The sequence below is a fragment of the Pandoraea sputorum genome (assembly GCF_000814845.2).
Classification (GTDB): domain Bacteria; phylum Pseudomonadota; class Gammaproteobacteria; order Burkholderiales; family Burkholderiaceae; genus Pandoraea; species Pandoraea sputorum.
Genome location: NZ_CP010431.2, coordinates 3,289,459 through 3,308,817, shown reverse-complemented (window position 1 = coordinate 3,308,817; position 19,359 = coordinate 3,289,459). Strand labels below are relative to the sequence as shown.

The window sequence follows — 19,359 nt, the reverse complement described above, 5'->3', positions numbered from 1 at the left end:
GACGGGGTGTCGCGGCTTTTTTCGTGATGCGCGGGAGTGGGATCGTAACGATCAGCCGCCGCGGCGCATCAGGTCGAAGAACTCGGCGTTGTTCTTCGTCTGCTTGATCTTGCCAAGCAGGAATTCCATCGCTTCGGCTTCGTCCATATCGTAGATGAGCTTGCGCAGCACCCAGATCTTTTGCAGGATTTCCGGCTTGATCAGCAACTCTTCGCGACGCGTACCCGACTTGTTCAGGTTGATCGACGGATAGACGCGCTTTTCCGCCAGGCGACGCTCAAGGTGCACTTCCATGTTGCCGGTGCCCTTGAATTCTTCGTAGATCACGTCGTCCATGCGGCTGCCGGTTTCGATCAGCGCCGTGGCGATGATCGTGAGCGAGCCACCTTCTTCGACGTTACGCGCCGCGCCGAAGAAGCGTTTCGGGCGTTGCAGGGCGTTGGCGTCCACACCGCCGGTCAGCACCTTGCCCGACGCCGGGATCACGGTGTTGTAGGCGCGGGCCAGACGCGTGATCGAGTCCAGCAGAATCACCACGTCTTCTTTCATTTCGATCAGGCGCTTGGCCTTCTCGATAACCATTTCCGCAACCTGAACGTGGCGCGTGGCCGGCTCGTCGAACGTCGATGCGATCACTTCGCCGCGCACCGAGCGCTGCATTTCCGTCACTTCTTCAGGGCGCTCGTCGATGAGCAGCACGAAGAGCTTGGCTTCCGGATGGTTGGCCGTGATCGCGTGAGCGATGTGCTGGAGCATCACGGTCTTACCGGACTTCGGCGAAGCGACCAGCAGACCACGCTGGCCCTTGCCGATCGGGGCGATCATGTCGATGATGCGGCCCGTCACGTTCTCTTCGCCGCGAATGTCGCGCTCAAGCAGCAGCGGCTTGTTCGGGTGAAGCGGCGTGAGGTTCTCGAACATGATCTTATGTTTCGAGGCCTCGGGCGGGTGACCGTTGACTTTGTCGACCTTCACCAGCGCGAAATAACGCTCGCCATCTTTCGGCGTACGCACTTCCCCTTCGATCGTGTCGCCGGTATGCAGGTTGAAGCGACGGATCTGCGACGGGCTGATATAGATATCGTCCGTGCTGGCCAGATACGACGTCTCGGGCGAGCGCAGGAAACCGAAGCCGTCCGGCAGCACTTCGAGCGTACCGTCGCCAAAGATGGTTTCGCCGGACTTTGCGCGCTTCTTGAGAATGGCGAACATCAGCTCCTGCTTGCGAAGGCGGTTGGCGTTCTCGATTTCGAGACCGTTCGCCATTTCTAGCAGCTCGGAGACGTGCTGGGACTTTAGTTCGGATAAATGCATACGGAGGTGCCGTCCGTTGGACGACAAGTGAATGATCAGGGAAAGGTGAGCGAACGCTCGAAGAACTTTGAGGAGCTTTTGGGCGGATTATATAGCAAGCAGCGTCAGGCGCAAGCACTGAGCCGCTTGGCCCGTACCGGGGTGTCGCACTGTGGCGACAAAGGCCCCGGCACTTGCCATCGACGTTTTACAGATTGCCGTCGAGGAACGAGGTCAGTTGCGACTTCGACAGGGCACCGACCTTTTGAGCGGCGACAGCGCCGTTCTTGAACAGAATCAGCGTCGGGATGCCGCGAATGCCGAACTTGGCCGGCACGCCCTGGTGCTCGTCCACATTGATCTTGGCGATCTGCACCTTGTCGCCGTATTCCTTCGACACTTCGTCGAGGATCGGGGCGATCATCTTGCAGGGGCCGCACCATTCTGCCCAGAAGTCGAGCAGCACCGGCTTGTCGGATTTCAAAACGTCCGCGTCGAAGCTGGCGTCGGTGATGTGCTTGATAGTTTCGCTCATGAGTATTGTTGCCTCGTCTGACTATTCGGAAACGTCCGATGAAAATGGCGCCATACGCCGTTTGTTTTCACCGACGCTGGAGATGTCACCCGGCTTTCGCGGGCGTGCATTCTCCATATGGAGGCTGCAATCGCGGGCTTCAATAGCCCTCGCCAATGCAGTTTGTGCTCATCTTAGCGGAAATCGCCGAGGCTTGCGCGCGCTGCTCCCATGCTCGGCGACGCCTCCGTGAGGGGCTCCCGTCCCACTTTCTTGCGCGTTGGGCTTCTGCTGACGCGTCGACTCTGGTAGAATCTTTTCCTGACGGGCCTCCTCGCATGGTGGCGCGGCCAATCTGGTCAGGTCGGGAACGAAGCAGCCACAGCCGTTTTCTACCAGTGCCGAGGGTCAGGCTCGTCACCTAATTCCTTGTTTTACCGATGTTCTCGCGCGTTCTGCGCAAATATCTCCACCGCTTGAAGCCTGCATGAATCGTCCCCATTGTCGATGGGCGGCGATGCGTTCACCGTCGTTTGCGCATTCGATTTCGTGGTGAATGCGAATACGTGGCTCCGCGCCTCGCGTGGGGCGGACGGGCTTGGTAGAATCGCCCAACATTTTTTTCTATCGCAGCGATAGCCTGCCGAATCCGGTAGGAAAATCGTGTCCGATCGACGTCCGATCGGGCGTTGACATCGGTGCGGAAGCCCAACGCCGAACTGTTACAATTTGGCATGACCTATCAAGTACTCGCGCGCAAATGGCGCCCCAAAGGCTTCTCGACCCTGGTGGGCCAGGAGCATGTCGTGCGTGCGTTGACGCACGCGCTCGAGCAACAGCGCCTGCATCACGCCTATCTGTTTACCGGCACGCGCGGCGTCGGCAAAACGACGCTTTCGCGCATCCTGGCCAAGGCGCTCAATTGCGAGACGGGGATTACGGCGGAACCTTGCGGCGTCTGTAAGGCGTGCAAGGCCATCGACGAAGGGCGCTTCGTCGATTACGTCGAAATGGACGCGGCCTCGAACCGTGGCGTTGACGAAATGACGTCGCTGCTCGAGAAGGCGGTCTACGCACCGGCGGACGCGCGCTTCAAGGTCTACATGATCGACGAAGTGCACATGCTCACCGGGCATGCCTTCAACGCGATGCTCAAGACGCTCGAAGAGCCGCCCGCGCACGTCAAATTCATTCTTGCGACGACCGATCCTCAGAAGATTCCGGTCACCGTGCTTTCCCGTTGTCTGCAATTCAATCTGAAGCAGATGCCGGCAGGGCATATCGTGTCGCACCTCACGAACATCCTCGGCGAAGAAGGGATCGATAACGAACCGCAAGCGTTGCGCCTGCTCGCCAAAGCGGCGGGCGGCAGCATGCGCGATGCGCTGTCGCTCACCGATCAGGCCATCGCCTACGCGGCCGGACCGCTGACCGAGACGGCTGTACGCGGCATGCTCGGTGCAATCGATCAGAGCGTGCTGGTGCGTCTGCTCGACGCCCTCAAAGACGAGTCGCGCACCGATCTGCTCGCGATTGCCGACGAAATGGCCGAGCGCAGTTTCTCGTTCGCGTCGGGGCTGCAGGATCTCGGCAGCCTGCTCCACAAGATTGCACTGGCGCAATATGCGCCGCAGGCCGTGTCCGACGACTGGCCCGAGGCGGCAGATGTGCGACGTCTGGCCGAAGCGTTGTCGCCCGAAGCGGTTCAACTCTATTACCAGATCGCCACGCGTGCGCGCGGCGAACTCGGTCTGGCACCCGACGAATACACCGGTTTCTCGATGGCGCTGTTGCGCATGGCGGCATTCACGCCGCTGCTCGCGGGCGGCACGCTCGCCGAACCGCCGACGCCGCAGGCCGCAGGTGCTGCGCGCGCGATGCCTGCCACCGCGTCGGCTGCGCCAGCGCCTTCGCGCGCACCGATGGGCGGCGAGTCGACGCCACGCGCATCGGCCGCACCGTCCGCTCCTGCCGCCGCATCGACGGCACCGGCAGCACAACCGGAAGCGCGCCGTGCACCTGCCGCGCGCACCAGTGCACCGACCGACGGTGCACCGATGTCGCCTGCACGTGCCGCGCTCGCTGCGCTGAACGCAGGACGCAAGGGCACGGCAGGGCGCGCTGGTGGCAGCACGAACGCCAATCGCGCGGGCACGGCACGCGCATCGGACGAAGCACCGGCCGGTGCCGATCCGGAGCCCGAGCCTGCGACATCTGCGGGGACGTCAGTCGCAGCACCCACCCCGGCGGCGGCACCGCGCGCCTGCGTCTATCGCGAATCCGATGGCGTCGCCCCGGTCTTCACGGGCGAATGGCCGGCACTGGCTGCAGAAATCCCTGCACGGGGGCTTGCGCAACAGTTGGCCTTCCAGAGCGAACTGACGGAAGTGGCGGGGCGCGCCTTGCACTTGCGCGTGCCGCTGCGCCAATTGGCGGACGCGGCGACCACCGACAAACTGCGTCAGGTGCTCTCGGAGCACTTCGGCGCAGACGTGCAACTGCACGTCGAACTGGGTCAGGTCGGCACCACTGCCGCTTCGCTGGCAGCGGAAGCCGCCGCGGCGCGACAGCGGGCCGCCGAACAGGCGATTGCCGACGATCCGCTCATGCGTGAGCTGATCGAGGAATTCGACGCCCAGATCCTTCCGGGAAGCATTCGCCCGGTACAATAAGCAAGTTCGCTTTCGCGAAAGGACGACGGGTTTTCGAATCCATCTCCCTAAACGCGCGTTTGGTGACTTCCTGTCGACCCGACAGGCCATGAACGCCCTGCGTGAAAGCACCCAACAGGCACCCCACACGATTTACTAGGAGTCAAGATGCTGAAAGGAAACATCGCGGGTCTGATGAAACAGGCTCAGCAAATGCAGGAAAACATGAAGAAGGCGCAGGAGCAACTGGCTCAGATCGAAGTTGAGGGTCAGTCGGGCGCGGGACTGGTGAAGGTCGTGATGACCTGCAAGAACGATGTGCGTCGCGTGACTATCGATCCGAGCCTGCTGGCCGACGACAAGGACATGCTGGAAGACCTGGTGGCCGCCGCGTTCAACGACGCCGTGCGCAAGGCCGAAGCGACCGCGCAGGAAAAGATGGGTGGCCTGACCGCCGGTCTGCCGCTGCCGCCGGGCTTCAAGATGCCGTTCTGAGCCTGAACTGTCAGCTTCCATAGAAAGACGACGCATGCCTCAGCTCCAGCTCTCGAGCCTTCAGGAACTCGTCGACGCCTTACGCGCGTTGCCGGGTGTCGGCCCGAAGTCCGCCCAACGTATCGCTTACCATCTGCTGCAACGTGACCGCAAAGGCGCGGTGCGGCTGGGCGAGGCGCTGGTGCATGCCTCCGAGCAGATCCGCCATTGCGCGCGCTGCAATACCTTTACCGAAGTGGAAATCTGCGAGACTTGCCTCGATCCCGAGCGCGATACAAGCCTGTTGTGCGTGGTGGAAACGCCCGCCGATCAGAACATGCTTGAGCAGACGATGACGTTCAAGGGGCTGTATTTCGTCCTGATGGGCCATCTGTCGCCGCTCGATGGCGTGGGGCCCGGCGAGATCCATTTCGAGCAACTGATTCGCCGCGCCACCGACGGCGTGGTCAAGGAAGTGGTGCTCGCCACCAACTTCACCAACGAAGGCGAAGCCACCGCCCACTACATCGGACAGACGCTCAAGGCGCGCGGTTTGCGCGTCAGCCGGCTCGCGCGAGGCGTGCCGGTGGGGGGCGAACTGGAGTATGTGGACGCAGGGACAATCGCCCGTGCAGTCCTCGACAGACATACGCTCTGAGCATGACGCGGACGTGACGCCGTCCGCCTTTGCGCGTAGGTACTCGCACTCTCATCCAATCGGATTAGTTGTTATTCGCTATATCTGGTCATATCCCCGTCCTCTATGCTGAATCTGCCGACTTGGGGACCCAGTAACACGGGGAACAACATAACTCCCGGGCGGCGTGGGGCCGTTTAACCTGTCGTGCATATCCCGGTCTGAGACCTAATAATTTGCGCGCAGGCACTGCTTAGGCAGGGAGTTAAGGTATGGCTAACGATACCGGGCGCACCCTGATTTACGCTTCCCGAAAGCATAACGACGGCTTGCTGTCGTTTTTGGGAGAGCAGGGCTGGCAAGTCGTGCCGGCCAAGAGCGCCAGCGACGTCGGTCGCATTCTCAATCCGGGGGTCACCAGCGCAGCACTCATCGACCTGGCGAGCGGTTATAGCGACCGCGAGATGGGCGCGTTCGAGTCCTGCATGCAACCAGCCACGGTCGGCTGGGTTGCCGCGACAAATCCCGAACAACTTTCGACGACGTCGATCCGTCGCCTCATTCGCGACTATTGCTTCGACTACGTCAACGTGCCTTGCACGAACGACCAGCTCGCGCATTCGATCGGACATGCGTGGGGCATGGCATCGCTGTGTGAAGTGCCGATCATCACGCCGCAAGTCGGCGGCGATCAGGAAATGGTCGGCACGTGCGAAGCGATGCAGCAACTCTTTCGCACCATTCGCAAGGTAGCCAACACCGATGCACCGGTCTTCATCTCGGGCGAGTCGGGCACGGGCAAGGAACTGAGCGCGGTAGCGATCCACGAGCGATCGTTACGTGCGAAGGGGCCGTTCGTCGCCATCAACTGCGGCGCGATTCCGCCGCATCTGATGCAGTCCGAACTATTTGGATACGAGCGCGGTGCTTTTACCGGCGCGAACGCGCGTAAAGTCGGTCGCGTCGAGTCCGCCAACGGCGGCACGCTGTTCCTCGACGAAATCGGCGATCTGCCCATCGAGAGTCAGGCGAGTCTGCTGCGCTTCCTGCAGCAGGGCGCGATCGAGCGTCTGGGCGGCCACGAAGTCATCCCGGTCAATGTGCGCATCATCTCCGCGACACACGTCGACCTCGAGACTGCCGTGAAAGAAGGGCGCTTCCGGATGGATCTGTTCCATCGTCTGTGCGTGCTGCGTGTGGACGAACCGCCGCTGCGTGCGCGCGGGCAGGACATCGAGATTCTGGCCCATCACGTGCTCCAGCGTTTCAAAGGCGACAACCATCGCAAGATCCGCGGCTTCACGCAATGCGCGGTGCAGGCGATGTACGAATATCACTGGCCGGGCAACGTGCGTGAGTTGATCAACCGCGTGCGCCGGGCGATCGTGATGGCCGACAGCCGCATGATTTCGGCCAAGGATCTCGACCTTTTGCCGTGGGTGCCGACGCTGGTGCGCACGCTCGAGGAAATTCGCGCGGAGGCCGAAAAAACGGCCATCGAGCAAGCGTTGCTGCGCCACTGTCACCGTCTGACGGAAGTGGCCGCAGAGTTGGGAATCTCGCGCATTACGCTGTACCGCCTCATGTGCCGGTACGGATTGCGCGGTGACGAATCGGGCGTGCCGGCCTGATATCTTCTGGCGAAGAGAGGGCGACCGTCCTGTGATGAGCAGGGCGGTCGTTTCTTTTTGGGCTCCTGAATATCGTGTGGTCGATGCGCTGTGCAGTGCTGTGCGCGATGCATCGACCGAAGCGTCCGCAAGGCGTGCAAGCATCGCGCGTCGAACGCATTTCCCTCCCTCGTTTTGCCCCGTCGTCGCATTTTGCGACTGCTGCCATCGCCAATAACGACGGGCGATTCCGGGCATTCCCATGATGTCTTTCGACGCCGCCGTTTCATACGCTTTGCGTTGCCTTGAGTTTCGAAATGTCGCGTGCGAGGGTTGTCCCGAGCACACATCAAAGATGAAACATCCGGGGTGAAAAACGCCGCGCTGAAAAAATCGAGTCACTGTGACGGCACCGTGTCGTTTCGTTCCAGCCCCAACAAACTGCAGCAAATCTGTCACGCGAGACCCTTGTAAACAGGGCATTTGCGGAATGCGTCGCTGCTCGCGCCGATATCGTTCGTAGTTCGGAATGTTTGAGATGTGCGTCGATCGCATGACAGGCGTCGCCTGGCAGGCCCCACGTATCAATGCTGAAACGTTTTCGACGACTCGTCCCGGTGTGCCAGCATGGCCGAAAATTTAACGTCAATGTTTTCAAGTACTTAAGCAGGGTGGCACGGAAGTCGCTTTATTGGTCCGGGCAAGGAGGACACAGCGATGCGAATTCTCACCACCGATCTGCAGTACCGCGTACGACACGGCGCAGGCGCACTGAGTGCTGCCATCGTTGTGGCACTCGGACTGTGTGCTGCACCGGCGCAAGCGCAGGACAACATCTCGCGCTCGCCGCTCATGCAGCTGGCAATGCTGACTGGCTCGATGGTGCCGGCATCGTTCACGACGCCGTCGGTGCCCGCCGCCCTGATTTCCGATGTGGATGCCGCCATCGCGGCGCCGGTCGCCGACGCCACCGCTGTGGCGCCGGAGCAAGTCCCGGCAGTGGCCGGCAACGACGACAGCCAGACCATCGGCGCGTCGAATATGCCGCTCGCCGCTGCCCGTATCGACGACGAACAACTGGGAAGCCAGCGCGGCCGCAATTTGCAGGGCGCCGCGATGGTCAAGTCGCCCGGCATGGCCCTCGCCAATGGTGTGACGTTGTGGGACGAACTGCCCGGCGGCATCACGCCGACGCCGCGTCCGCAGCAACTGTCGAACGGCGTGGGCAATGTCCAGGTGACGCGTGTGACCTACACCACGCGGTGATCGACATGACCCAACTTTCATTCTCGCCCGCTGTGTTCGCCGCCTTGCTCGTGGCGCTCACGCCGGCAATGCTCCCCGGCCAGGCCAAGGCCGAACCGGCGACGCCGGGCGATATCGTGATCGAGCGCAACATCGGCCCGCGGATCGCTTATCGCGGCCTGCCGCGCGATGAAAACAAGATCGGTCTCGCCGTCTCGGCGTTTCCTACGGGACCGTTCGGCACCGCGTTGGGTGCGGTGACGGCGGTGACCGATAACGATCTGACGGCGCACGCTTCGGCCGGGCTCGTGACCGGTGCTGTGCGCTCGGGGATGGACCCGGTGATGGGCGTGCTCGTCGGAAACGCTCGCGGTGGTAACGCGCTGAATACCAGCAACGGCGTCGGCGGTGGTTTCGCGGCCGGATCGGCAGGCGGCGGCATCGGCAGCATCGGCACGCTCGTCCCGTCGGTGATCAACTCGGCGCTCGCGCCGCTCTCCACGATCGGTGCAGCAGGAGCGGCGAAATGAGCGCACAACGCAATGCCTTGCGCGCCATCGCGCTGGCCGCGACGACCGGTTTGACTGTCATCAGCGGTACGTCTCACGCACAGGACATCTGGATCACGAACGGTGAGCTGACCGGCACGCACGCCACCATCGAGAACGGCGCTGCGGTCGGTGTGGCCGGTGCCCTCGGGGTGAATCAGGCGGCCGGCGTGAATAACGCACAGGCGAACAGCACCGTGCTTTCCAATGGCGGCGGGCTGACGGCTGGCGCGTCGAGCACGAATCAACAGGCCCTTGTCACGACGACGACGGGCGCTGCAAGCGCCGCAATTCAGGGCAATGCATTTTCAGGCACCTCGGGGGTGACGCAAGTCAACCAGGCGAGCGGTGCCGGCAATCTTCAACGCAACGCGACCGTCATTGTGACTGGCGATGCGTCTGGAGTGGCGAGCGTATCGGATACGGCACTATCCGCTGCGATCTCCAAGGGTGGCCCGACTGGCCACAACAACCTCAACGATCAGTTCCGCACGGCGTCGATTTCCGGTGACGCCTTCCGCGGGGTGAGCGGTGTGTTGCAAGTGAACCAGTCGGCTGGGATAGGCAATGTAACCGCAAATGTTTTTGTGCTCCGTCCCCCGGCGGGCACATCTTTTTAACTGGGTAACTCTCTCGTCAAGGAGATGGTCATGAAAACGAAAGCAATTGCAGCGGCTGCACTGCTGGTAGCAACGGGAACCGCCATGGCTTCCCCCAATCACCAGCAATATAGCTTCTCGTTCATCGGCAACGAGACCAACGTTCTGAACCTGGTCGGCATTTTCGGTCTGGTCGGCATTCGCGGCTGCGTCACGGTGGACAACACCGGCAACGCCGTCGTGCAGAGCAACCAGAGCGTCGACGTGCACCACGTCAACCTGAAGGGACCGCTGCTTGGTAGTTATGTCACTGGCAAGGTGACGTACGGCGTCGATTCGAAGACCACCACGGTGTCGAATCAGGGTAGCGCGTACTTCCTGGCTGGCAAGACGGAAACGCACTTCGACAACACCACGTCTTGGGTCAACGCGTCGGCTAACGGCCATCTGAACACGAGTCAAGCCTTCCAGGCCGGCGCAGCCTATGTTGCCGGGCAGTCGAGCTCCGGCTCGGGTGGCTTCATCGCGGGTGGCGGGTATCAATACTCGAACATCGCCGGCGGCGGAGGCATCATCGGTGGTGGCGTGATTCCGATTCCTGGCGGCCTCGCTCTGTACGGCGGCTACCTGGTCGGCAACTTCGGTGCAGGTCAGGCCTCAGCGTGGGGCGGTTATGCCTACGGTCAGCAGTCGCAACAGGCCGCCGGCTTCCTCGCAGCAGGCTTCCTGAACACGCAGAAGAGCTTCGATGCCGCTTTCCACGCAGTTGTGAACCACGGCAGCAGCTCTATCGAAAGCGATTCGGTCGCGGCAGCGGCACTGTGGGGCTTCACCGATACGTTCACGAAGTCGACCACCTGGGCGAAGGGCGCACTCACGTATCACGTCAACACGGCGCAATACCAGACGATGGGTGCAACGCTCGGCAACGGCGCATTGGCTAACGCCAACGGCAACGTCGGCGTGAACGTGGCGGCAGGTGCCGACAACGCACAGGCCAACAACGTCGCGATCGCTTCGCTCAATGCTCAACCGGTGTATGCCTCGGCACAGGTGTTTGCGAACCAGTCGTCGAAGGGTTCGGCCAGCCTCTCGCAGTTCATGGTCAACGCCAGCGTGGGTGACGGCGCACTGGCCAACGCCAGCGGCAACGTCGGCGTGAACGTGGCTTCGGGTATCGGCAACGTGCAGGGCAACAGCATGGCTGCGGCAGTGTCGCAGTCGACCGGCTGGTACAAGGGCGGTGCAGCTAACGCAACGGCTCAAACCGACCAGTCGGCCAGCATGAAGGCTTCGGGTGACTTCGTCGCCAATGCCTCGCTCGGCGCCGGTGCTCTCAAGATGGCAACGGGCAACGTGGGTGTGAACGTGGCTGCCGGTATCGGCAACGTTCAGGCCAACAGCCTGTCGATCTCGGCAATCAAGTGATGTAGCTAACCGGTCCGGGAGTCTTCCCGGACCGGTTTTTTCATGAGGTGTGTCATGAATGATGCGCGTCGTGCCGTTGTGAGGATCGCTACTGTTTGCGCTCTGGCGTGCGCAAGCGTGGCCGGGCACGCGCAGTATGCATCGGTGAACCTGGAGTCTTCGACTGGTGTACCGGCGGTCAAGAAGATGCGCTCGTTCAAATCGATGCACTACGTGAATCTGGTCCAGCAGGAATACGACTTCAGTTGTGGTTCCGCAGCACTGTCAACGCTGCTGCGTTATGGCTACGGGATCAACATTCCCGAGACCGAAATGATTCAGCGAATGATGGCGTTCTCCAACCCGGACACCGTCATCAAGAACGGGTTCTCGATGCTCGACATGAAGAAATTCGTGGAGACGCTCGGACTCGAGGGGCGCGGATTCAAAGTCGATGTGAGTGCGCTTTACGACCTGAAGATCCCGGTCATCGCGCTTATCGACGTTAACGGCTATCAGCACTTTGTGGTCGTCAAGGCAGCGAAGGACGGACGTGTGTTCGTGTCCGACCCGGCGCTGGGCAATCGAATCATCGAGCAGGCCGATTTTGCCAAGCAGTGGAATGGCTTGGTGCTGGCGGTCATCGGCAAGCCGTTCCTGGAGGACTCACCGCTGCTCAAAGGAAACGAATCCCTGGCTGCCAAGTTGCGCGATGGCGCGCTGGCGACCGGGACGTCACCGACCCCGATGGTGGACTTCGGCATCATCCGGGCGGACCTGTTTTGAGACCAGACCATCATGAATCGATACGTCCCGATGCTGGCCATCCCGTTGTTTGCAAGCGCCGTGCCGGCGTTCGCATCCAACGTGGTGCCTGAGGGCTGGACGCCTGTGAGCGATGAAGTGCTCTCGCACGCGACCGGCAAGTACGCACAACAAAACATGATCACGGGCTTTCAGCTCGTGATGCAGTCGCAGTGGCAAATGCCCACCGGCGCGAGCCTGCTCGCTACCGGTGTGCTTGGTGTGAATCAGGGGCAGGTGCAAACCGGGTCGTCGACGGCCATCATCCCGGGCGTCGTGAATGCCGTCGCCCCGACCACGCAGGCGGTGACCGGCGCCGCCAATGCACTGGTCAACGGCGTCGCACAGATTACGCAGGTCGCGGGCGATGCCAACAACGCGCTGAACAAGGCCATCATCCAATACGGTCCGGGCGTGTCGCTTGCGCTGCTGGTGCCGATCCACAACCAGTCTTCCAGTAGTTCGAGCACAACGGTCGGCAACCTGAGCGCGAGTGTGGCGATCAGCTCGGCCGGCATGCAGCTCTCGCTCAATACCCCGAACGGCAATCTGGGGCAAAGCATTGCCGGCGGTGCGGGTGGCGCCATGAACCAGATCATGCAGGTCGTTCAGGTGGCGGGGAATGCGCAGCAAGTCATGAACACCATGCAACTGAGCCTGCAGACGGCGGCGCTGACGTCCGGCGGACTGCGTCAGCTCGGCATTCAGAACGCGATGGCGAATATGGTCGCGATTCGGCATTGATGGCATGGGCGCATCTGGCGCACCTAACGTACCTAAAGCACTTAACGCGTGAACGCATTTTAAGTGAACGGCAGTGAAAGGTAAGGCACAGCAAGCGAAGTGACGGCGTCGTGGTCGATGCATTCGGCGCGACGCCGGCAGCAACGTCCGGCAGGTCTTTGCCGGACGCCATGACAACTAGACGTGGGGCGCCGCCGCAAAACACTCGCGGCGTACAAGAAGGTGATGTCGGCAGGGCCCGGGCAGGGGGCATCGGTGGAGCTGTTGACGCCAGCGATCTTTGTCTCGTGTCCCGTACGCATCACCCCGCAGTCGAGCAGCAAGGACAACCGTTGTTGCATCACGTGTTTGTTGGATTGCGCGCGGACACCCGTCCGCTTTTTCACCCGGGGGGGATCATGAACACTCACCGCTTTTTTCCCGTTGCCGCTATTCCGTTGGGGGTACTGCTTTTCACGCTATCGGCCCAGGCTCAGGAGCATACGGACCCATCGCCGGATAACCGTCTCCAGATGTTGATGGACATGGTTGACCGGCAGCAGCGGGAAATTTCTTCTCTGAAGCAGCGCCTCACGGATATCGAGATGGCGCAACGCGGTCGCGGTCTGACCGCGTGGGATACCGCGCAGATTGCGCAAGTCTCGCCGGGCGATGGTTCGGCCGCTGGCTCTGCAGGCACACCCGGCGGCGGCGCTGCCGGGGCGGCCGGACCGACCTCTGCCACGCCCATCGGCGAGACGCAGCAGATGCAGAAGAGCGAGACCGACTCGCAACGCACGCCTGCGGAAGAGGCTGTCGTTCAGGCGCAGCACGCGCCGTTGTTCGACCGCAAGCTCACCATCGATGCCGGTATCAGCTACAGCTACTACGACCGGCGCCAACTGGTGCTGAGCGGCTTTCTCGCTCTTGACGCCATTTTCCTCGGTCAGTTGAACCTCGGCCAGACCAAGGCCAACGTGTGGACGTTTGACGTCAATACGCGTTATGGGGTGACAGACCGGTTGAGCGTGGCGTTCGACGTGCCGTATCTGTATCGCAACTCGGACTTCATCTCCGGCGGGGTCGGCGGTGCGGCGTCGTCCATCAGCGATATCAGCAAGAACTCGGCGAATATCGGCGACGTGAACGCGTCGTTGTACTACCAGCTCATGAAGGAAAACGCCAACTGGCCCGATATTGTGGCGTCGTTGCGTGTGACCGCACCGACCGGCACGTCGCCGTTCGGCATCAAGCTGGGTACGCCCGATCCGACGAACAACAACCTGACGACGCCGTCACGCTTGCCCACGGGTAATGGCATCTGGGCCATCACAGCTGGCCTGTCGTTCCTTCGCACCTACGACCCGATCGTGTTGTTCGCGAACGTGGCGTACACGTACAACGTAGCGAAGACGTTCGACGACATCTCGACCATCGAAGGCGTCGTGCAGCCAGCCAAGGTCAAGCTCGGCGACATCGTGCAGGTCGGGGCGGGGATGGCATTGGCGCTCAACGATAAGACGGCGCTGTCGATCTCGTATTCGACGGCGATCTCCCGCGCAACGAAGACGGCTTCGCCGGGTGGGCCGTGGACCACGGTGGCAGGAAGTACGACCAATGCAGCGTCGCTCAACTTCGGTATCAACTACGCCATCAACAAGCATTGGACGGTCAACGGTTACGTCAACGCAGGCATGTCGCCGGACGCACCGAATTACGTGATCGGCGTTCGTTTCCCGTACACGTTCTGAGGCTTGATCGGGGAAGAGAAATCAGCGAGCGGCCGCAGATCCCATGCGGCCGCTTGCGTTGACCTTGAGATTCGTAGCCATCATGCCGACGGTCGTCTGCGGCGTCGAGGAAACGGCCATCGTCGTGCGCGGCTGCGCAGTGGCAGGCAGCGAAGCCTGAGTTGGTTTGGGTGACGGGGCGGGTGGAATCACTTCGTCCCAGAGACGAACATTGTTGGCGACGGTCGTTGAATTGACGGGGGCGATGGTGGTCGGACCGGCGCTGCCGATGCTTGTGACCAGGCTTCGCGATATGTTCGCGGCATGAGTACTGGCGAGCAACGCGTCGCTGACTGTCGCCGGCATACCGCCCACGCCGATGACGTCGGCCTGCGCGGTACTCGCAAAGCACGCGGCGGCAAGACAAAACACCGCACTGCGCGTCGTGCTGACGGAAATTTTGAACATGGCGTGCCCCCCGGCCTCCGCTGACTGTCCTCTCAGACTTTTTGTATTCTATTGCGTCGGATGAGAAAAGAAAGGGGAAAAAGTAATAGCGGAATTTCTGATATTTGAGTAAATAATTTACGCAAATTGCGGATTGTCGCGCTGAGGCAACAGGGATAAGGCTCTGCGAGAGGTGGATTCGCCGCCATGCGGGCTTAGCGCATAAACTGCCTTGAAAGCAAGATGACGCCTTATGTGTGAACCGTGACGAAGGTTGGAGGATTTCTTCGGATTTTCTTCAATTTCGTCCTGCTAAAAACAACGCTAAAGGCGCAGCACGTTCGAGAAGAAAGCGGGGCGGCGGCATGGGGATGCCGACCGGAATGACAGGGGAAATCATGCGTGTGCTGGTCCTAGGTGAGGCTGCCGCCTGGCTGAGCGGCCTCCAGGTCGCGTTGCAGACCGAAGCGAACGCGACGCCACCCGTCTTGCGTCACGTCGATAGCGTGGCGACGCAGGACTGGGTATGGCTGCGCGAGTTGCCTTCGCGTCGTGCGCTCGTACTCGATGAGTCCGTGGCGCGCACGCCGGCGCTCGACACCTTGTGCTCGGCGGCCGCCGAGTGTGTTCCTCCCGTGCCGGTCATCGTCGTCGGCGAGACGGGTTTTCCCGATGAGATCATTCGCTGGCTACAAGCAGGCGTCACGGCGTGTCTGCCGTGGCCGAACTCGGTGGCGCGTATTCGTTCGGTGTTCGATCTGGCGTTCTCCGGTGGGCGCTTTGTGCCGGAAGAGGCGCTCTCGGCGTTGCTGGTGTTGTGGCGTCAGGAGGCTTTGGGCGAGGCGCTGCCGCTTTCCCGTCTGCCGGTGTTTCCGCTGGGCGGGGACAAGGCGACGCAACTGGCCGAGTCTGCGTTGCTCGGCATCTCCCAGCGGCAATACGAAATTCTGGCGCTGCTTTCCCGAGGGCTGTCCATCAAGACCATTTGCCAGCAGCTCGTCATCTCGGAAGGCACTGCTAAGACGCACGTCTCGGCGCTTTACCGGCGTCTGGGGGCGCGCAATCGTGGCGAGGCCATTTATATTGCAGCGCAACGTGGCGCGCGTCATCTGTTCGAGACGTGATCGACCGCTGACGCGCATCACCCGCTGTATCGGCGCCGATTTGTCGATGGGCTCGTCGCAGAATCGTCGCTGAGCCGGTGCAAGCTTCGGAATCGACGACGAACTGCATCGGAATCGTCCGGGATTCCCCTTGAGGCTATTGGCCGATCGCCGATTGCCGAATTACTATACGAACTTCATTTATGCACGGACGCGGTCTTCATGGCTGCGTCCCGAACTCGACGACGATGGCCGTCGACGAGGCTCAGGAGTCCAAGCGTTGTCCAAGTCGTCTACGCCGTTCGCATCCACTTCGCCACAAGGCGCCAATGCGTCCGCGGCACCCGCCAACCAGTCTTCCGACGCCTCCCGTCAAACTTCCGAATCGGCCAACGCGGCCAAGCCGTCGACCGGACTGCCGGGCTTCGGCGCGCTCGCTGGCGTGAAGGTGCTCGAACTCGGCACGCTCATTGCCGGTCCGTTCGCCGCACGCATGCTGGGCGAGTTCGGTGCGGAGGTCATCAAGATCGAAGATCCGCAGCATGGCGATCCCTTGCGCAAGTGGCGCAAGTTGCACCCTGACGCAGGGGGCACGTCGCTGTGGTGGGCCGTGCAGGCACGTAACAAGAAGTCGGTGACGATCAACCTCAAGTCAGCGCAAGGTCAGGACATCGTGCGCAAGCTGGCGGCGCAGGCGGACATCGTCGTCGAGAACTTCCGCCCCGGATTGCTGGAGCGCTTCGGATTGGGCTACGAACAGTTGTCTGCCGACAATCCCGGGCTGGTGATGGTGCGCCTGTCCGGTTACGGTCAGACCGGCCCGTATCGCGACCGGCCGGGGTTTGGCGCCATTGCCGAGTCGATGGGGGGATTGCGGCATATCACGGGTTATCCGGAGTTGCCGCCGCCGCGCATCGGCATTTCCATCGGCGACTCGATTGCCGCGCTGCATGGGGTGATCGGCGCGATGATGGCCCTGCATCACCGCAACGTGAATGGCGGGCGAGGGCAGGTCGTCGATGTCGCGCTTTACGAAGCCGTCTTCAACCTGATGGAGAGCGTGGTGCCCGAGTACAGCGTCGCCGGGATGGTGCGCGAGCGCACCGGGGCGTCGCTGCCGGGGATCGTGCCTTCGAACACCTATCCGTGCGCTGACGGCATGATCGTCGTGGGTGGGAACAGCGATCCGATTTTCAAGCGGCTGATGCATGCCATTGGTCGTGCCGATCTGGCGGAGGATCCGGGGCTGGCGCATAACGACGGTCGCGTGCCGCGCACGCAGGAGATCGACGACGCCATTGGTGGCTGGACGCAAACGCGTCCCATCGATGAAGCGCTGGCGGTGCTACAGGGCGCAGACGTGCCCGCGAGCCGCATCTACACCGTGGCCGACATGTTCAAGGATCCGCAGTTCATTGCGCGCCAGATGATCCAGCGTCATACCTTCCCGGATGGCACGCCGATCGATCTGCCAAACATCTCGCCAAAGCTCTCGGAGACCCCCGGACAGACCCAGTGGCTCGGCCCGGAACTTGGCGCACACACGGACGAAGTGCTTGGGCAACTGGGTTATGATGCCGGGCAAATCAAAGCATTGCGCGAGAACGGCGTCATCTGACGCAGCACTACGCGCAAAGCGCTGCGGGCGCGGCAACGACCGCGCCCCGTCATCAAGCACGTCGAACTTACAAAGAAAGAACGCTGCAACCACGGAGACAACAACATCATGCAAAGACGTCAATTCGTCACGGCACTGGCCGCGACCGGTCTGATCGGCGCAGGCATTCGCCCCGGCTTCGCGCAAAACAAGCTTGAGAAGACCAAGGTCGCGATTGCAGTCGGCGGCAAGAACCTGTTTTATTACCTGCCGCTCACGATTGCCGAACGTCTGAATTATTTCAAGGACGAAGGGCTCGACGTCGAAATCTCGGACTTTGCCGGTGGCTCCAAAGCGCTGCAGGCGCTGGTCGGCGGCAGCGCCGATGTAGTGTCGGGCGCTTATGAGCACACGATCTTGTTGCAGGCGAAGAACCAGTACATCCGTGCGTTCGTGCTGCAAGGCCGCGCGCCGCAGATCGTGTTCGGCGTGTCAAACAAGACGATGCCGAACTACAAGTCGATTGCCGACTTGCGGGGCAAGAAGATCGGTGTGACGGCACCGGGGTCGTCGACCAACATCATGGCGAACTTCGTGCTGGCCAAGGGCGGCATCAAGCCCAATGAGGTCGCTTTTGTCGGTGTGGGCGCGTCGTCAGGCGCGCTGGCCGCGATTCGCTCGGGCAACATCGACGCCATCGTCAACCTCGACCCGGTCATCACGATGCTGGAGCGCGACAAGGAGATCCGCGTGATCTCGGATACGCGCACGCTCAAGGAGACCGTCTCCGTGTTCGGCGGCAATATGCCCGCAGGTTGTCTCTACACGAACGAGTCGTTCATCCAGAAAAATCCGAATACGACGCAAGCCCTGACCAACGCGATGGTGCGTACGCTGCGCTGGCTGCAGACGGCTGGACAGGCCGACCTGATCAAGACGGTGCCCGAAGCCTATCTGCTGGGCGACCGCGCGTTGTATCTCGATGCCTGGAGCCGTGTGAAAGAGGCAATCTCTCCGGACGGTCTGATCCCGGCGGATGGTCCGGCGACAGCGCTGCGTACCTTGCAAGCGTTCGACGAGACGGTCAAGGGCAAGACGATCGATCTGTCGAAGACGTTCACGAACGAGTTCACTAAGAAGGCCGACGCCAAGTACAAATGATGACTGCGCCGGCTCTGAGTTTCGACAGCATTACGTGCACCTTCGTCGCCCGCGACGATCGCGCCAAGCGCTATACGGCCGTGGCAGACACGTCGCTCGACATCGCGCCGGGCGAGTTCGTTTCGGTCGTCGGGCCGACCGGGTGCGGCAAATCCACGTTGCTTAATGTGGCCGCAGGTTTGCTCACCCCGTCCTCCGGATCGATCAAGGTCTTCGGTGAGCCGCTCAAGGGCATCAATTCGCGTGCTGGATACATGTTCCAGGCCGAAGCGCTGATGCCCTGGCGCAACGCAATCGACAACGTGACCGCCGGGCTGGAGTTTCGCGGTGTCGCGCCGGAGGAAGCGAAGGCGCGTGGACACGAATGGCTCAAGCGCGTGGGCCTGGGCGGTTTCGGTGATCGATATCCGCATCAGCTCTCAGGCGGCATGCGCAAGCGTGTGGCCATGGCGCAGACGCTGATCCTCGATCCCGACATCATTCTGATGGACGAGCCGTTTTCGGCGCTCGACATCCAGACGCGTCAGCTCATGGAAAACGAGTTGCTGGAGCTGTGGGCGGCAAAGCGCCGCGCCGTGCTGTTCATCACGCACGACCTCGATGAGGCGATCGCGTTGTCCGACCGGGTGGTGGTGCTGGCCGCAGGACCGGGTACGCATCCGATCGGGGAGTTCCGGATCGATCTGCCGCGTCCGCGCGACGTGGCGGAAATTCGTAACCATCCGCGCTTCACCGAGTTGCACGCCCAGATATGGGATGTGCTTCGCGAGGAAGTCCTTAAGGGCTACGCACAACAGTTAAAGGCGGTCTGAGTGG

General features: G+C 61.7%; 18 protein-coding genes and 1 other RNA gene. 16 read left to right on the top strand and 3 right to left on the bottom strand.

Annotated features, from left to right (window positions below):
• Window positions 1–51: 51 nt before the first annotated feature.
• Both rho and trxA read right to left on the bottom strand, forming a co-directional pair.
• A complete protein-coding gene (gene rho / locus NA29_RS14560) occupies window positions 52–1,314 on the bottom strand; it encodes a transcription termination factor Rho (protein WP_039399112.1) in 1,263 nt (420 codons plus the stop codon).
• 187 nt (window positions 1,315–1,501) lie between these two features.
• A complete protein-coding gene (gene trxA, locus NA29_RS14555) occupies window positions 1,502–1,828 on the bottom strand; it encodes a thioredoxin TrxA (protein WP_039399110.1) in 327 nt (108 codons plus the stop codon).
• Between the two features lie 302 nt (window positions 1,829–2,130).
• Between trxA and ffs the strand changes: the two genes are divergently transcribed.
• From ffs to NA29_RS14495, 12 genes are all read left to right on the top strand, one after another.
• Window positions 2,131–2,229, top strand: an RNA gene (gene ffs / locus NA29_RS14550) — signal recognition particle sRNA small type.
• A gap of 312 nt (window positions 2,230–2,541) precedes the next feature.
• On the top strand, window positions 2,542–4,479 hold the full coding sequence (gene dnaX, locus NA29_RS14545; protein WP_039403560.1) for a DNA polymerase III subunit gamma/tau: 1,938 nt from the start codon (window positions 2,542–2,544) through the stop codon (window positions 4,477–4,479).
• A 147-nt stretch (window positions 4,480–4,626) separates the two neighbouring features.
• Window positions 4,627–4,953, top strand: coding sequence for a YbaB/EbfC family nucleoid-associated protein (locus NA29_RS14540; protein WP_010807314.1), 327 nt, complete (start codon window positions 4,627–4,629; stop codon window positions 4,951–4,953).
• A 34-nt stretch (window positions 4,954–4,987) separates the two neighbouring features.
• Window positions 4,988–5,590, top strand: coding sequence for a recombination mediator RecR (recR, locus tag NA29_RS14535; RefSeq protein ID WP_039399107.1), 603 nt, complete (start codon window positions 4,988–4,990; stop codon window positions 5,588–5,590).
• A 251-nt stretch (window positions 5,591–5,841) separates the two neighbouring features.
• A complete protein-coding gene (locus tag NA29_RS14530; RefSeq protein ID WP_039399105.1) occupies window positions 5,842–7,200 on the top strand; it encodes a sigma-54 dependent transcriptional regulator in 1,359 nt (452 codons plus the stop codon).
• Window positions 7,201–7,896: 696 nt separating this feature from the next.
• Entirely contained in the window at window positions 7,897–8,445 is a 549-nt protein-coding gene (locus NA29_RS14525) for a hypothetical protein (RefSeq protein ID WP_039399103.1), read from the top strand.
• Between the two features lie 5 nt (window positions 8,446–8,450).
• A complete protein-coding gene (locus NA29_RS14520; protein WP_150660624.1) occupies window positions 8,451–8,954 on the top strand; it encodes a FapA family amyloid fibril periplasmic chaperone in 504 nt (167 codons plus the stop codon).
• Window positions 8,951–9,592, top strand: a complete 642-nt coding sequence (locus NA29_RS14515; RefSeq protein ID WP_039399102.1) for a FapB/FapC family functional amyloid domain-containing protein — start codon at window positions 8,951–8,953, stop codon at window positions 9,590–9,592. The genes NA29_RS14520 and NA29_RS14515 overlap by 4 nt, the downstream gene beginning before the upstream one ends.
• A 30-nt stretch (window positions 9,593–9,622) precedes the next feature.
• Window positions 9,623–10,999 (top strand): FapB/FapC family functional amyloid domain-containing protein, encoded by a 1,377-nt coding sequence (locus tag NA29_RS14510; RefSeq protein WP_052252947.1) that lies wholly within the window; start codon window positions 9,623–9,625, stop codon window positions 10,997–10,999.
• Window positions 11,000–11,053: 54 nt separating this feature from the next.
• Window positions 11,054–11,764, top strand: coding sequence for a C39 family peptidase (locus tag NA29_RS14505; RefSeq protein ID WP_371328936.1), 711 nt, complete (start codon window positions 11,054–11,056; stop codon window positions 11,762–11,764).
• Window positions 11,765–11,776: 12 nt separating this feature from the next.
• Window positions 11,777–12,526: a hypothetical protein gene (locus NA29_RS14500; protein WP_052252945.1), complete on the top strand. Its 750-nt coding sequence runs from the start codon at window positions 11,777–11,779 to the stop codon at window positions 12,524–12,526.
• A gap of 398 nt (window positions 12,527–12,924) precedes the next feature.
• Window positions 12,925–14,256, top strand: coding sequence for a hypothetical protein (locus NA29_RS14495; RefSeq protein ID WP_039399100.1), 1,332 nt, complete (start codon window positions 12,925–12,927; stop codon window positions 14,254–14,256).
• A 21-nt stretch (window positions 14,257–14,277) separates the two neighbouring features.
• Here NA29_RS14495 and NA29_RS14490 read toward each other — a convergent pair whose 3' ends face one another.
• Window positions 14,278–14,703, bottom strand: a complete 426-nt coding sequence (locus tag NA29_RS14490; protein WP_039399098.1) for a hypothetical protein — start codon at window positions 14,701–14,703, stop codon at window positions 14,278–14,280.
• Window positions 14,704–15,080: 377 nt separating this feature from the next.
• Between NA29_RS14490 and NA29_RS14485 the strand changes: the two genes are divergently transcribed.
• The 4 genes from NA29_RS14485 to NA29_RS14470 all read left to right on the top strand — a co-directional run bounded on the left by NA29_RS14485 (window position 15,081) and on the right by NA29_RS14470 (window position 19,355).
• Window positions 15,081–15,806, top strand: coding sequence for a response regulator transcription factor (locus NA29_RS14485; RefSeq protein ID WP_052252944.1), 726 nt, complete (start codon window positions 15,081–15,083; stop codon window positions 15,804–15,806).
• A 394-nt stretch (window positions 15,807–16,200) separates the two neighbouring features.
• Entirely contained in the window at window positions 16,201–17,403 is a 1,203-nt protein-coding gene (locus tag NA29_RS14480; protein WP_039403545.1) for a CaiB/BaiF CoA transferase family protein, read from the top strand.
• Window positions 17,404–17,511: 108 nt separating this feature from the next.
• Window positions 17,512–18,543, top strand: a complete 1,032-nt coding sequence (locus tag NA29_RS14475; RefSeq protein ID WP_039399096.1) for an ABC transporter substrate-binding protein — start codon at window positions 17,512–17,514, stop codon at window positions 18,541–18,543.
• Complete coding sequence (locus NA29_RS14470; protein WP_039403543.1) at window positions 18,543–19,355, top strand: ABC transporter ATP-binding protein; 813 nt, start codon at window positions 18,543–18,545, stop codon at window positions 19,353–19,355. The genes NA29_RS14475 and NA29_RS14470 overlap by 1 nt, the downstream gene beginning before the upstream one ends.
• Window positions 19,356–19,359: the final 4 nt, after the last annotated feature.